Here is a 14075-nt window from a genome sequence, read left to right as displayed (position 1 = left end):
TAGGAGGAGGTCGGAGTATAATTAGGCCTATACAAATATCGGACGAGTGAAGCACACACGTACCGCTGCCTGAGGCAGCTGGCGGGTGTGCTTTTTTGTGTTCATTTGGGGGTTGGAGAATGGTCGGAATCGGTGATGGGTACAAAGGGGCGGTGATCGCTTGAAGGTAGAGCTTTACGCGGTGAAACTTGCAAGGGAATGGCAGGTTTTCTGGTCCTTAGCACCTCAAGTGGATAGAGCGTACTGGCTTCAACCCGCATTCCGGGATGAGGCGCACCGTGCGGCGGCGGAGATACAAGAAGCATCGGGAAACGAGGGGATGGGGACTGTTTTGTGGGAATTAGCCAACCGTCATGTTCTCAATCAGCCAAGGCATGGGGAGTTCATCATTTGGCCAAGCCTGCTACCGCTCGGTCAGGTGGAACGGATCAGAAAGTATTGGCCCGGTTCTATCGGAAATACGACAGCTGCAAATGAAATCCGGAATCACCTTGCATCCCTGATCCGTGAGTCGTCAATAGACAAGCAGATTATGGTGCCGGGTTTGGAAGGCGCGGCTTATGACGTTCCGGATTTTGCGGCTCAGCTCCCGGCTGCCCGGGAACTGGCCCGGCAAGCATGCCGGGCAGCCGGTCTGCTGCGGGGGCGGCTGCTCCTTGCCGGCGAAGCTTGTGCACTGCTTGCCGATGAGGAGGGATTTGCCGCCCCTCATAAAGAGGAGGCGCAAGTGACGTGGAGCACGGCGGCTCCCGCTCTTCAGTTGGCGTCGCTACTCGGTCTGCTGAACCTGGGAAACGCGGTATCCGGGCAGCAGGTTCATGCAGGGAAAGGGAGGCGCGTCAGGTTTCCCTGGAAGGCGGGAGAACTTTTGCAATGCCAGCGCTGCGGAAGTACGGCAGCCCGTTTGAGGCGGACAGCCTGTGCAGCATGCGGACAGGACTGTGCCTATTGCGAGGCATGTCTGACCATGGGACGCAGCCGCGAGTGCAGTCTGCTTGTCAGCGGTTTGCCTGAACAGGCCGTTAGAGCAGCAGATGTACCGCAGATGATGCCGGCACCAGCCAATGGAACGCAGCCGCAAAGACATACTAGTGATAGCAGGCTTGCACGCTGGAATCTTAGTCCGGCGCAGGGTGCGGCAACGGCTGCGGCACTGAATTATATGGATGGCAGCGACGCTGACAGGAGTATCACTTGGCTTCAGCGGCTAGCGGGATATTTTACCGGGACCGATTCCTCGGAGCATCAGCGCAGGTTTCTGCTCTGGGCTGTCACCGGAGCAGGCAAAACGGAAATGATCTTCCCGCTCATCGAAGCCTGCCTGCAGTCGGGCGGCCGCGCATTGATCGCAACGCCAAGGCGCGATGTCGTGCTGGAGCTTGATCCCCGTCTGCGCAGGGCTTTCCCGGAAGCAGCTATCGTCACCTTGTACGGGGGCAGCATGCAGCGCTGGGAGTACGGGGAATTGACGATCGCGACTACCCATCAACTGTTTCGTTTTCGACACGCGTTTGACCTGGTGGTGATCGACGAGCTTGACGCTTTCCCATACCATAACGATCCTATGCTTCATTTTGCGGCAGAGCGCGTCTGCAAGCCAGGGGGGACGACCGTTATGCTTTCGGCCACGCCGCCGGCGGCATTGCAGCGTGCCGCCCGGTTTGGGCGTTTGACTCATGTACGCGTACCTGTCCGGTTTCACCGGCATCCGCTCCCGGTGCCCAAGCTTATTCAGATCCCGCCTGTGAAGATGATGCTGCGGCAGCGGAATTTGCCGCAGCGGCTTCTTTCCGCGCTACGAACGTCCATCGCAAGAGGAGCCCAGGTATTCGTCTTCGTCCAGCAAATTCGCGATGTCCTGCCGCTTGTGGGGAGGCTTCGGCCTCTATTTCCGGGCATTGCGATAGACGGTACCTCCTCCAAGGACGGGGAGCGTGCGGAGAAGGTGCTTCATTTTCGCGACCGCAGCATCCGCATGCTGGTTACGACCACGATATTGGAACGGGGCGTGACGGTGGCCAAGAGTGATGTGTTTATTCTGGATGCCGATGGCAGATTATTCGACGCTGCCTCGCTCGTACAGATGGCGGGCCGTGCGGGCAGATCCAAGGACGATCCGGCCGGCAGCGTCTATTTCTGCGCGTCGGCACGAACCAGGCCGCAGCTGTCGGCAATTGGCCAGATCAGGAGCATGAACAGAATCGCAAGGAGAAAGGGCTATCTGCTCGCAACCGGAAAGGAGTGAACGAAGCCATGCCGTCTTTCTGGACGCTGCTGCACCAAACATTGCCCAAAGCCATTCATAGCCTGACCGCTTTGCTGGCGCCATCCACCAGAACATGTTTGATGTGCGGCAGCCTGTCACGCCATGCGGCGGATGATGGTTTATCCGCATTATGCAGAGACTGCAAGCACGCTATCCCCTGGATTCGGGTTATCCATTGCCCTGTTTGCGGGCGGGCCGAGCGCTGCCCGGATTGCCTGCGCCGCGAGGATACGGCCTTTATTTGCAACCGCAGCGCAGTCCGCTATAATCCGCTGATCCGGGAATGGCTTGCTTTATACAAATACCGCGGTCATGAAGCGATTGCTCCGCTGCTGGGCGAAATGCTCTTTACCGCATATCAGCGATTGGTGAAAGAAATGTCGGGCAGGACGGAAGCTTTTTCGATCGATGTCGTCATTCCGGTGCCGGTCAGCGAGCAGCGTCTGCTGGAGCGGGGTTTCAACCAGGCGGAGCGGCTTGCCGCGATGATTGCGGAGCGCAGCGGGCTTCCCCTGTTTAATCTGTTAAAGAGGACACGGCACAGCGAAAAACAAAGCTTCAAAACAAGGGGGGCGCGGCTGCGTGATTCCGAGCATCTTTTTACGGTGGACGATACCCGGCTCGCGGCCATGCTTCGGGGGCTATCGGATCTACATACGAAGGATCCGGCGGGGCATTCCAGACGGCGGGTATTGATTGTGGACGATATTTATACGACGGGAAGCACAGTCAATGCATGCGCACAGGCTGTTGAAGAGGCATTCCGCCGGAACAGGCTGGCTGCAGGGCCGGAAATTTATATTTTGACTCTCGCTAGATCGTGATGTTGAACCGGGGGGGCACAATTGGTTGCTGAAAAAAAGGATGTATTATGGCAAAATATAAGTTAGAATATAAACAACCTGTAAGAGGTTGTTCAAAAAGTCCCTTTTTGATGACGAAGTCAATCAAGAGGTAACTCACACAAGAATCTTGGATTCAGCCGGGACTAAGGGCATGCTTCCGAAGCAGGTTTTCTTATGAAAACCCTCAGGTGCTCACGTAGGTTTAGCCTACGCTGCCTCCTCATTCCCTCGCTTCTTCCAACCTTCTCGATTCTGAAAAACGGACTTTTTGAACACGTACTGTAGGTGTTCTGGAAGGAGGCAAGGAGGCATGGAACTCGATAACTGCCCACGCTGCGGCAAATTGTTTGCCAAGAACTTTCGGGATGTATGTCCCGCTTGTATGAAAATTATCGATCAGGAGTACCAGATCTGCGCGGATTATCTGCGCAAGAACAAAGGTGCGACGATCAACGTACTTTCTGACGCAACGGAAGTCACGATTAAACAAATCACGAAATTTATTCGGGAAGGCCGGATTTCTCTGGTTGGCGCACCCAATATGTCCTACCCTTGCGAAGCCTGCGGCACGCTGATCCGTGAAGGGAATCTTTGCCTGGACTGCAAAACCCGCCTGCTTGCGGATGTGAACCGAGCCAAAGCGCAGCAAGCTCCCAAAGAATCGGATAAGAAACCACAATCGGCAGCAGCAGCTTACCGGATTATGGACCGTCTTCGCGACCGAAATTAACCGATATCCATTTTTCTATAAATTTTTGTGCGAAAGTGCCGATAATACTCTTATACAGAGTTATCGGCCTTTTTTTACTCCAGCAGCATATACATCTTCTCTGTACTTTATATAGATTCGGGCGGCATGGTCCGACCCGGTCATGACGGGTGCCTTATATTGGAGGGATTACAATGAAAATTAATGAAACCCAGCGAATTGGAGCCGTTAACCCTTATCAGAAGCAAAGCGAGCAGCGGGCCGGGAATACGGAACGCAAGCGGCAGACCGATGAGGTCCAAATTTCAGCTGAAGCCCAAGAGATGCTATCATACAGCCGTACAAATCAGACCGACAAAAGCAAACGGATCGATGAATTGAAGCAAGAAGTCAGTACCGGAAACTATCATGTCGATGCAGGTAAAATTGCCGAGAAGCTGCTTCCCTATCTGACCGACAAGAAGCTTGACAAATAACAACCTTGATGAAAATAGGTGAGCCCTGTGTCAGTTGAAATCATCGTCGAAACGCTGGATAAGCAGGCGCAGTTGTATGCGTTGCTGCTGGAGACGGCCAAGCTCAAGACGCCCGTGCTCGTGAAGAACGACGTCGAGCAGTTGAATGCGATCATTCAGAAGGAGCGCAAGCTGCTCGCTGAAGCCGAGAAGCTGGAGCAGCAGCGCATGCAGTATTCGCACAGCTATTTTCAAAGCATCGGCGTAATCCGCTATAAAGGCGGCAAAATCATTGACATTATTCGGACCATCACCTCACCCCAGGAGAAGGAAGAGTTGACGAGGATTCGCGGCAAGCTGATAGATTTGTTGGATGAGCTTCAGAAGATCAATAAACTCAACCAGGAGCTGACGGTGCAATCGCTCGAATTTATTGATTATTCAATCGATCTTGTCATCGAAGATCCCAATGAGGCCGTCACTTACCAGCATCCCATGAACACGGGCTACGGGAATCAGCGCAACGGCTATTTCGATACAAGAGGATAAAGGAGGCATTCGGCAATGGCGTCAACTTTCCATGGCATAGAAACAGCCAAAAGAAGCGTACTGACTCAGCAAACGGCCATTAATACGGTAGGACATAATATATCAAATGCGAACACGGCAGGTTATACCCGTCAAAGGGTAACCATGGTCGCAAGCCGGCCGATGGAGGCTTTCGGCATTAATCGCTCTTCGTCCCCGGGACAGCTCGGCACGGGTGTTGAATTCACAGCGATAAACCGCATCCGTACCGCTTATCTGGACGATGAATTCCGCAATCAGAGCAAATTTCTCGGAAGCTGGTCGATACGTTCGGAGACATTGGATAAACTGGAAGCGATCGTTAATGAACCGTCCGACACGGGAATCCGCAAGGTCATGGATAATTTTTATCAGGCATGGTCTGATTTAAGCAAGGATCCGAGCAATGTTACGGCACGCCGGATCGTGAAGGAAAACGCCACGGCATTAACGGATGCCTTTAACTACATGAGCCAACAGCTCAGCAATTTAAGTCAGGACTTAACGACGAATGTGAGTGTCAAGGCCAATGAGGTGCAGTCGTATCTGTCCTCAATCGCGGATTTGAACCAATCGATCTACAAGATTGAAAGCTTGGGCGATAATGCCAATGATCTGCGGGATCAACGGGATTTGCTCACGGACAAGCTGTCCAATATCATCAATATTACCGTTCAGAATACCGATCAGGGTTATTCGATTTCATTGGGCGGACAGGCGCTGGTTCAAGGCAGCCAGGTCCTGGTTCAAGTCAACGCCGGCGTGACGCCGCAGGAGCAGGGAGCTTACCTTGAAGGCGCTTATGCTGCAGGATTCCTTAACGGCGGTGAAGTCTACGGGATGATTTTCTCCCGGGAGAACTATGTGAAGGATTACAGCAAGCAGCTCGATGAGCTTGCCGACACCCTTGCCAATGGAGACATCAAGGTTACTCTGCCCAAAGGAACAGTGCTGCCAGTCGGTATGTCCGTTACTACCACAAGCGGCGGCAGCGTGAGCGGAGCCTTGGGGGAGGATACGGAAGTCATCCTGAAAGGGCTCAACGGCCTGCATCAGCTCGGCTACTCTTTGGATGGCTCGACAACCGGCAGCTTACCTTTTTTTGAAGGCGGATCTCCCATTACGGCAGCCAATATCAAGCTCAACAGCTTGATTTCGGACAATCCCAATCTGATCGCGTCCTCTATGCGCACGACGGGAACAGGAACCGATGAGCAGGTGGTCAAAGGGAATAATACACTGGCGCTGTTGATGGCCAATCTGAAGCAGACCAGCTTCTTGTCTGTGGATGGCAAACGGGAAGCGACCATCGATTCCTTTTACAGCTCCATCGTAGGCCAGCTCGGGGTTCAAGCGCAGGAGGCGACGCGCCAGATTCAGAATTCCACCGGGTTGGTCCAACAGGTGGAGAACAGCCGGCAGTCGATCAGCGGGGTGTCGCTGGATGAGGAAATGTCGGATCTGATTAAATATCAGCACGCCTATACGGCAGCCGCAAGGTTTATGACCACGTATGACGAGATGCTCGATAAATTGATTAACTCGACTGGAACCGTTGGAAGATAACAGATAGAGAAGGAGGTTTAACAAATGCTCAGGGTTACCTCGAATATGATGAATTCGCAGCTGCTGCTTAATTTGAACCGCAATGCGGCGCAAATGAACAACACGCAGAACCAGATGTCGACAGGACGCAAGATCAACAAGCCTTCGGACGATCCCGTCGGCATTACCTATTCTCTGCGGTACCGCTCGGAGCTGGCTTCAACGGAGCAGTATAAGAAGAATGTCGACAGCGCCACCTCCTGGATGGATTTTAACGATACCGTGCTTAATCAGGTTACGGAAGTGGTGCATCGCTTGCGCGAGCTGACGGTCAAAGCCTCAACGGGCAGCAATCCGCAATCCGCTCTGGACAGCATCAATGTAGAAATTGCACAAATGAAAGAACAGCTGCTCGATATTGCGAACAGCCAGTTGAATGGAAAGTATGTCTTCAATGGCGAGAAATTCGATGCGAAACCGTATGGTACACTTCTGCCGGACGGCACGGTTACCGATCCCTCTCAAATTACGACCGATACCGGCGCCGTTAAATATACGGTTGGAGACAGTGTGGATATGACTATTAATCTCACAGGAAACAATGTATTTGGGGATGCGGACGATGCCGTCTCTGCGCAGACGTCGGATAATCTCTTTTCGATTGTTAACCGTCTGATCGATAAGCTCGGCCCGGATGGTGATCACACCAAGATAACAGATGAGCTGGCCAGTCTGGACAGCCGGATGAATATTCTGCTTACTACTCGAGCCGAAGTGGGCGCCAAGATGAACCGCATCAGCTTAATGCAAGGCCGCCTGGAAGATTTGGAGGCTAACCTGACAACGCTTCAGGCCAAGACAGAGGATGCCGATTATGCCAAACTGATTATGGATTCGAAGATTCAGGAGAACATTTATAATGCCTCCCTCTCAGCCGGATCCAAAATTATTCAGCAATCATTGGTTGATTTTCTAAGATAAACGGAGACGAGCCATGACGATCCCTATGCTGCAAATCCGTCAGACGCCCGGCGTCCTTTACGTGGATGCGGATCCGGGGCAATTTTCCATCCGGCAGCCAAAAGCCGAGCTTCATATTCAAACGGAACCCGGTCAACTGGAAATCCATCAGTACAAGCCGGAGCTTGAAGTCGACCAGTCCAGAGCCTTTGCAGCTTATAATGGCGGGAACTTTTTGGAGATGAACCAACGCATCTACTCAGGGATTCAGCAAATTTTTCTGCAGGGCCTTGCCAGAAGGGTGGAGGAAGGGAACCGGGCGGCAGCCATTCATAAACCGGGGAATACAATTGCTGAAATTTACGGTCAGGATTGGCAGCCAGTACCTTTTCCGGAGATCCGGGGCGAAGCCTCGATGGACAATGTGGAGACGCGTTTTCGAATAACGCCGCCTGATATCCGCGTAGGCCGGACCGAGGTCGACGTGCAGACGGTAACGCATAGGCCGGAAATCGAATATACACGTGGGAAGCTGGACATCTATATGAAACAGTATCCTTCCGTCCAGTATATCCCGCCGGAGCTTGATATCGCGCATTAACGGTATAATGATTATAGATAAACCTCCCTGAGGATATCTATAATCTTTTCTTTATTTCAGGCCAGCCAACAGGAGGAAGATCGAGATGTTCATTGAAACATTGACTTGGGGAACAATAGAGGCCGCTGAAGAACAGCTTTATCATTTCCCCAAAGGAATTCCGGGCTTTGAGGATAAGAAGAATTTTGTCCTCATCGATCATGAAGAAGGTCCATTCGTCTATTTGCAATCCACCTGCACCCGGGAGTTGGCGTTTCTGGTAGCGGATCCGTTTCTTTTTTTTCCCGGGTATGAATTCGAGCTTCCCGAAGGGGAAATGAAGGAGCTTCAAGTGGATTCGCAAGTAGTTGTCCGCTGCATACTGACGCTGAAGGAGCAGATGGAGCAATCGACATTGAACCTGCTGGCTCCAATTGTTCTCAACCCGGAGAAACGCCTGGGCAAACAGGTTGTGCTTCATCAAACCGGATATCATACGAGGCATCCCTTGCTATCCAATGAACCCCATTCGGTGAGTTCAGCAAAGGAGGTTGGCAAAGATGCTGGTATTATCCCGCAAGAAGGGTGAATCCGTCATCATAGACGGCCAGATTGAGGTCACCGTGCTGGGTGTCGAAGGAGATACGATCCGTTTAGGCATAGCCGCCCCCAAGGACATCGATATTTTCCGCAAGGAAGTATTCCTGTCCATTCAGGAATCGAACCGGGAGGCGGCTGCACCTGCTCCGGGGCAGTTGGAGGCGCTGATGAAGCGGCTTAGAGGCAGTCAGCAGGAAAAATAAAAATCTTTGGAAACCCCTAAACTATCTGAGGTTTGCGGTCGATATATACATTAGACGTTGAACCAGCAGGGCGGCCGACCTTAACGGTTCAGCGTGACCACAAGGATGTGGATCTCATTTATTTCAGGGAGGAAAATTTTAATGATTATCAATCACAACATCGCGGCGCTGAACACGCACCGCCAACTGTCCATCAACACCGTCAACACGAACAAAAACATCGAGAAGCTGTCTTCCGGTCTTCGCATCAACCGTGCAGGTGATGACGCGGCAGGTCTGGCAATTTCCGAAAAAATGCGCGGCCAAATCCGTGGTTTGGACCAAGCAACCCGTAATGCTCAAGACGGCATTTCCTTGATTCAAACAGCTGAAGGCGCTTTGAACGAAACTCATTCCATCCTGCAACGTATGCGTGAAATTTCCGTTCAAGCGGCTAATGATACGAACACATTGGATGACCGTAAAGAACTGCAAAAAGAAATGAACCAACTGACTTCCGAAATCAACCGTATCGGTAACACAACAGAATTCAATACGCAAAAACTGTTGAACGGTGATAAAGGCGCAGCGGTTGGTGTTGCGGGTACAGAAGTAACGACTGTTACTACAGTAGCCGGTGACTACACAGTAAATATTGGTGCTAAATATACGGAAACAAATGGCGGACTGAAGCTTTCCGGCGACAAAATTGATGTAGCCAATTCCACAGACCCTGCGTTTGCATGGAATGCAATCAATGAAGCTAAGGACAACAAAGTAACAATCGAGAAAAAAGGCTCCGATATCCTCGTATCCATTACTGGCGAAGATAAAGATGGCAACAAAATTTCCATTAATGATGCTAAAGTTAACCTTTCAGCAGATGGCAAATCCTATACGTATAACGAGGATGGCATCAGCTTCTCCATTGCGAAGTCCGATTTTGATGCTGCGCAAGAAGGCGCCAAAATGGAACTTGATCTGAACGTGGGCGCAACAGGAGCGGCAGGTAACAAAAATGCTACTGGTGCTAAAAGCACGCTTAACGATATTGATGAGAATGTTGCTAAAGGAGCTAACCCTCCAACCGCAGCAATTACTGGAAACAAAGTTACGGTTGGTGCTGGAACGCTTCCTGGTGCAGCTAGTGTTGAATTCTCCGCTAAAGGCGTAGATGCTGCTGATGGTAAAGTTACCGTAACGATCAAAGATGCTGATGGTAAAGTTTTATCTGAAGATCAATATGACTTTAAGGCGGCTCAAACAGGTACATTCAAGTATGATAACCATGGCATTAGCTTTGAAGTGAATTTCGGAGCTGAAACCAAGAATTTCGGTTTTACAAAAGAACTCGAAACTAAAACTACAACAAGTCCTGCTGAAACAGTAGACCAATCCGTTACTTTCCAAGTAGGAGCAAACAAAAGTCAATCCATCTCATTGGATATTAATGACATGCGTGCAAAAGCTCTGGGAATTACAGGGACGGGCGCTGGCTTCTCCACAACTGCCAACGTAACAAATGGAACAGATAACAAAAGCGTTGAAAACTCTCTCGACATTACAACAGCTACTGGCGCAGCCAATGCTATTTCCGTACTTGATGCTGCAACAGCTTTAGTATCCGGCGAGCGCGCTAAACTTGGTGCGGTTCAAAACCGTCTGGAACACACAATCAACAACTTGGGAACAACTTCCGAGAACTTGACTGCTGCTGAATCCCGTATCCGTGACGTAGACATGGCGAAGGAAATGATGGAGCAAACGAAAAACAACATTCTTGCTCAAGCAGCTCAAGCAATGCTTGCTCAAGCGAACCAACAGCCGCAAGGCGTTCTGCAACTGCTTCGTTAATTTTAATGATTTCCCCAAGGGATTGGATATTCTCCGATCCCTTGGGGGGTTACTTGCCAATTAAAATAGATATCTTCATTAATGAGGATATCTATTTTAATTGGTAAGCCGAAAAGGAGAATGGATATGACCCTCAAGCTAGTTAAAACCAGACCGATTCTAGTTCCAGCCTATATGCAAGAGTTTGCTTGTATTGGATCGGCGTGTGAGGATTCCTGCTGCGCGGGCTGGAGAGTGAATGTGGATCAAGACACCTATAAGAAATATCAAAGAACGCGGGATTTGGAACTAAAGCCGCTGCTCGATAAGAATGTAACAAGACAACGGTCGCAAGCCTCTTCTGTAAATTACGCCAAAATAAAAATGGATAATACGGGAAGATGCTCGCTTTTGACGGAGGATAATCTTTGTAAGGTGCAATTAACGCTTGGGGAAGATTATTTATCGAACACCTGCAGCATCTACCCTCGTGCGATTAATCGTGTTAATGGAATGATTGAGAAGTCCGCAACCATGTCATGCCCTGAAGCTGCGCGCTTAGCTCTACTGAATCCGAACGGGATTGTATTTGAGCAAACACAAGAACCAACGAGCACAAGAGGATTCGTCAGTCAGGAAATGCAAACAGATGATCACAAGGTTAATAATAAGCCAGACAGGTATCTGTGGGACTTGCGTATCTTTACCATTCAAGTCCTCCAAAATCGCATCTATTCCCTATCGGAGCGGCTGATTCTCTTGGGAATGTTTTACCAGAAGGTACAGACATACATCGAACAGGAGAAGGTTCATCAAATCCCTGATTTAATTGCTTCGTATACCCAATTAATGAGTGATGAGGGATTGAGAGATTCTCTGCTGGACATTCCTACGAACCTTGCCATTCAAATGGAATTGTGTAAAGAATTAATGGATTTTCGTTTTGGACATGGAATCAGAAACAACAGATATATGGAATGCCTGCAAGAGACTTTAGCTGGAATACAATATACGGCTGAAGCGACAGTTGAAGAGATCACGGAGCGTTACAAAATCGCTTTCGACGACTATTATGAGCCTTTTATGAAGGAACATGAATATATTCTGGAAAACTATCTTGTAAACCATGTATTCAAGAATCTGTTCCCTTTGGGACAAAAAACAATTTTCGATGATTACGTCATGATGATTGTCCATTACTCCATGATTAAATTACATCTGATTGGTATGTCTGGTTACCATAAGGGTCTATCAACAGAGCTGGTTATCAAGCTGATACAATCCTTCGCAAAAATAGTCGAGCATAACAAAGAGTTTTTGCGCAAAGTATTCAAATTATTAAATGTTAACGAGTTTACGACCATGGCTTATATGGCGATTTTAATAAAGAATTAAACAAAGCTGCATGATTCATGAACAAAAATCCCTTTCATTCACATTTTGTTAGGCCTTAGGAGTTCTCCTAGGGCTTTTTATATATATATTTTCCATAAATACTAAGCGGAGAGGCGAGAATAGCCGATATAAAAGATAAATAAGTTGTTGGGGGTTATATTCTAGATGAATGTACAATTTTCACTGAATGCAAGTACGTCATCTCCGGTCAGACAGCCTGTGGATCAGTCACTTCCTGCGGAGGCATCAAACTCAAAATCGTCGACTCAGCTCGATACCGCATCAATCAAGACAACCAAAGAATTGCTTCAACTGGGAAAGAAGGGCGTCACCGTTTCCGTTGGAGAAGAACATTTGATCAAGGCGATTGATCGCGCGGTTAAACTCCTTCAAGGGCCACAGACTACACTGGATATCAGTATCCATGAGAAAACACATACGATCATGGTCAAGGTTCTAAATAAAGACACAGGCGAGCTGATCCGTGAGGTACCTCCTGAGAAAACCATGGATTTGGTAGCTAAAATGATGGAAATTGCAGGTATATTAATAGACGAGAAGGTGTAAGAAAGGCGGAGAGCGATAATGCGTATTAACGGATTTTCGGGTATGGATATTGATTCGATGGTTAAATCCATGATGACGGCACAGCGTGTGCCCTTGGATAAACTCACACAGCAGAAGCAAGTGCTCCAGTGGCAGCGTGATAGCTATAGAGAGCTCAACAGCAAGGTTTTCACACTAAGCAACACGATTTTCAAAAACTATGGCCTTGCCTCCGGCATGAACAGTTACAAATCTACGGTTACGGGAAATACGGATGCGATTAAAGTCGTAGCGAATGCGAACGCTAACCCTATTCCGATGACGGTAACCGTCAAGCAGCTGGCAACCCAGGCGAGTATTGAAACAACAGGAGCAGGGTATGGGCTGAAAAGCAGCGCTACTTTGGCTGAACTTCAAACAAAATTAGACAGCGCAGCGCCCATAAGAGATACCTATGCATTACGCATTAATAATGTAAACTTCTCCTTTGATAAAACGCTATCGATTTCGGAAGTGATTAACAAAATAAATGCCGATCCTGATGCTAAAGCCACCGCTAAATTCGATGAATTGACAGGAAAGTTAACCATTCTATCGAAGGAGTTCGGGTCTGAGGCTGAGTTGAAAATCACGGATGATGCTGCTAACAATAAGAACAGTACGCTGTTTGACTTGTTCAAAGGGGTAAGTCAATCCATTGAAACCGGAAAACAAGCGAAAGTGAAAATTAATGATCAGGACAACTTGAAATTTGACAGCAATATTATTACCGTCAACGGTGTTCAAATTACCTTACTGGCAACCACGACATCAATGACAGACAGCACGAATCCCAATTACCTGTCAGATGACAAACCGGCAAAAATCTCGACGCAAACCGATTCAACCAAAGCGCTGGAGACGATTAAGTCCTTCATTAACGATTATAACGACCTGCTGGGCACCTTGAACAGTAAAATCAGCGAAGAACGTTATAAAGATTTTCAGCCTCTGACGGATGAGCAGAAGAGCAATATGACGGAAAATGACATCAAGCTTTGGGAAGAAAAGGCAAAAAGCGGTATGCTTAAGAATGATCAGATTGTTAAATCAACGATCAACAACATGCGCATGGAAATTGCTAACAAGTTGGGACAATTGGGTGCGATCGGAATAACAACAGGCCAATATTATGAGAACGGAAAGCTTTATTTGGATGAAACCAAGTTGAAGACGGCTCTGGAGAATGATCCGCAAGCCATCATGGACTTGTTCCAAGGGCCCGCTTCGGCATCAAATACCGGGATAATGGATAAGCTTCGGGATGTGATGGATGTTACCATGACAAGCTTCGCAGACAAAGCGGGTACAACCAAATACGACGGCAGCTTGAATAGTTTATACAAAGAAGAGAGTTCCATGGGAAGAATGCTCAAAGACTACAATAAGCGGATCCTGGCGACGCAGAACCGGCTGACCGATATGGAGGCTCGTTATTATAGACAGTTTACAGCCATGGAAACAGCGATGAACAAATACAATGCTCAGTCCTCCAGTTTGCTTAGCAGTTTGGGTATGTCTTCTAATCAATCTTAGCGTAAAGGGTGAAGGAC

General features: G+C 49.0%; 14 protein-coding genes. All 14 read left to right on the top strand.

Going from position 1 to position 14075, the window contains the following annotated elements; genetic code table 11:
- Positions 1–160 precede the first annotated feature (160 nt).
- Entirely contained in the window at positions 161–2245 is a 2085-nt protein-coding gene (locus tag IEY46_RS28920; RefSeq protein ID WP_229750613.1) for an ATP-dependent helicase ComFA, read from the top strand.
- 8 nt (positions 2246–2253) lie between these two features.
- On the top strand, positions 2254–3090 hold the full coding sequence (locus tag IEY46_RS28915; protein ID WP_188997703.1) for a ComFC family protein: 837 nt from the start codon (positions 2254–2256) through the stop codon (positions 3088–3090).
- A gap of 331 nt (positions 3091–3421) precedes the next feature.
- Positions 3422–3841 (top strand): TIGR03826 family flagellar region protein, encoded by a 420-nt coding sequence (locus IEY46_RS28910; RefSeq protein WP_188997701.1) that lies wholly within the window; start codon positions 3422–3424, stop codon positions 3839–3841.
- Positions 3842–4014: 173 nt separating this feature from the next.
- A complete protein-coding gene (flgM, locus tag IEY46_RS28905) occupies positions 4015–4296 on the top strand; it encodes a flagellar biosynthesis anti-sigma factor FlgM (protein WP_188997699.1) in 282 nt (93 codons plus the stop codon).
- Between the two features lie 27 nt (positions 4297–4323).
- The gene (locus tag IEY46_RS28900; RefSeq protein ID WP_188997697.1) at positions 4324–4824 is read left to right on the top strand and encodes a flagellar protein FlgN; all 501 of its coding nucleotides are present in this window, start codon (positions 4324–4326) and stop codon (positions 4822–4824) included.
- 15 nt (positions 4825–4839) lie between these two features.
- Positions 4840–6408: a flagellar hook-associated protein FlgK gene (gene flgK / locus IEY46_RS28895; RefSeq protein ID WP_188997695.1), complete on the top strand. Its 1569-nt coding sequence runs from the start codon at positions 4840–4842 to the stop codon at positions 6406–6408.
- A 24-nt stretch (positions 6409–6432) separates the two neighbouring features.
- The gene (gene flgL, locus IEY46_RS28890) at positions 6433–7368 is read left to right on the top strand and encodes a flagellar hook-associated protein FlgL (protein WP_188997693.1); all 936 of its coding nucleotides are present in this window, start codon (positions 6433–6435) and stop codon (positions 7366–7368) included.
- Between the two features lie 13 nt (positions 7369–7381).
- Entirely contained in the window at positions 7382–7948 is a 567-nt protein-coding gene (locus IEY46_RS28885; protein ID WP_188997691.1) for a DUF6470 family protein, read from the top strand.
- 85 nt (positions 7949–8033) lie between these two features.
- Positions 8034–8516: a flagellar assembly protein FliW gene (gene fliW / locus IEY46_RS28880; RefSeq protein WP_188997690.1), complete on the top strand. Its 483-nt coding sequence runs from the start codon at positions 8034–8036 to the stop codon at positions 8514–8516.
- Positions 8488–8730, top strand: coding sequence for a carbon storage regulator CsrA (csrA, locus tag IEY46_RS28875; RefSeq protein WP_188997688.1), 243 nt, complete (start codon positions 8488–8490; stop codon positions 8728–8730). Before fliW ends, csrA begins: the two co-directional genes overlap by 29 nt.
- Positions 8731–8871: 141 nt before the next feature.
- Positions 8872–10563 carry a flagellin N-terminal helical domain-containing protein gene (locus IEY46_RS28870; RefSeq protein ID WP_188997686.1) on the top strand — a complete coding sequence of 564 codons (1692 nt, stop codon included), beginning with the start codon at positions 8872–8874 and terminating at the stop codon, positions 10561–10563.
- A 126-nt stretch (positions 10564–10689) separates the two neighbouring features.
- Entirely contained in the window at positions 10690–11937 is a 1248-nt protein-coding gene (gene fliB / locus IEY46_RS28865; RefSeq protein ID WP_188997684.1) for a flagellin lysine-N-methylase, read from the top strand.
- Between the two features lie 165 nt (positions 11938–12102).
- Positions 12103–12504 carry a flagellar protein FlaG gene (locus IEY46_RS28860; protein WP_188997682.1) on the top strand — a complete coding sequence of 134 codons (402 nt, stop codon included), beginning with the start codon at positions 12103–12105 and terminating at the stop codon, positions 12502–12504.
- 18 nt (positions 12505–12522) lie between these two features.
- Entirely contained in the window at positions 12523–14058 is a 1536-nt protein-coding gene (gene fliD, locus IEY46_RS28855) for a flagellar filament capping protein FliD (RefSeq protein ID WP_188997680.1), read from the top strand.
- Positions 14059–14075 lie beyond the last annotated feature (17 nt).

The sequence above is a fragment of the Paenibacillus nasutitermitis genome (genome assembly GCF_014641075.1).
GTDB classification, from domain to species: Bacteria; Bacillota; Bacilli; order Paenibacillales; family Paenibacillaceae; genus Paenibacillus_Z; species Paenibacillus_Z nasutitermitis.
This window is presented reverse-complemented; position numbering and strand designations above follow the sequence as displayed.

Bases quoted from the DNA above. Each gene is read 5' to 3' on its own strand.
- flgM (WP_188997699.1), top strand. From the start codon at position 4,015: ATGAAAATTAATGAAACCCAGCGAATTGGAGCCGTTAACCCTTATCAG.
- fliB (WP_188997684.1), top strand. From the start codon at position 10,690: ATGACCCTCAAGCTAGTTAAAACCAGACCGATTCTAGTTCCAGCCTAT.
- fliW (WP_188997690.1), top strand. From the start codon at position 8,034: ATGTTCATTGAAACATTGACTTGGGGAACAATAGAGGCCGCTGAAGAA.
- IEY46_RS28885 (WP_188997691.1), top strand. From the start codon at position 7,382: ATGACGATCCCTATGCTGCAAATCCGTCAGACGCCCGGCGTCCTTTAC.
- csrA (WP_188997688.1), top strand. From the start codon at position 8,488: ATGCTGGTATTATCCCGCAAGAAGGGTGAATCCGTCATCATAGACGGC.
- IEY46_RS28860 (WP_188997682.1), top strand. From the start codon at position 12,103: ATGAATGTACAATTTTCACTGAATGCAAGTACGTCATCTCCGGTCAGA.
- fliD (WP_188997680.1), top strand. From the start codon at position 12,523: ATGCGTATTAACGGATTTTCGGGTATGGATATTGATTCGATGGTTAAA.
- IEY46_RS28910 (WP_188997701.1), top strand. From the start codon at position 3,422: ATGGAACTCGATAACTGCCCACGCTGCGGCAAATTGTTTGCCAAGAAC.
- flgL (WP_188997693.1), top strand. From the start codon at position 6,433: ATGCTCAGGGTTACCTCGAATATGATGAATTCGCAGCTGCTGCTTAAT.
- flgK (WP_188997695.1), top strand. From the start codon at position 4,840: ATGGCGTCAACTTTCCATGGCATAGAAACAGCCAAAAGAAGCGTACTG.
- IEY46_RS28870 (WP_188997686.1), top strand. From the start codon at position 8,872: ATGATTATCAATCACAACATCGCGGCGCTGAACACGCACCGCCAACTG.
- IEY46_RS28915 (WP_188997703.1), top strand. From the start codon at position 2,254: ATGCCGTCTTTCTGGACGCTGCTGCACCAAACATTGCCCAAAGCCATT.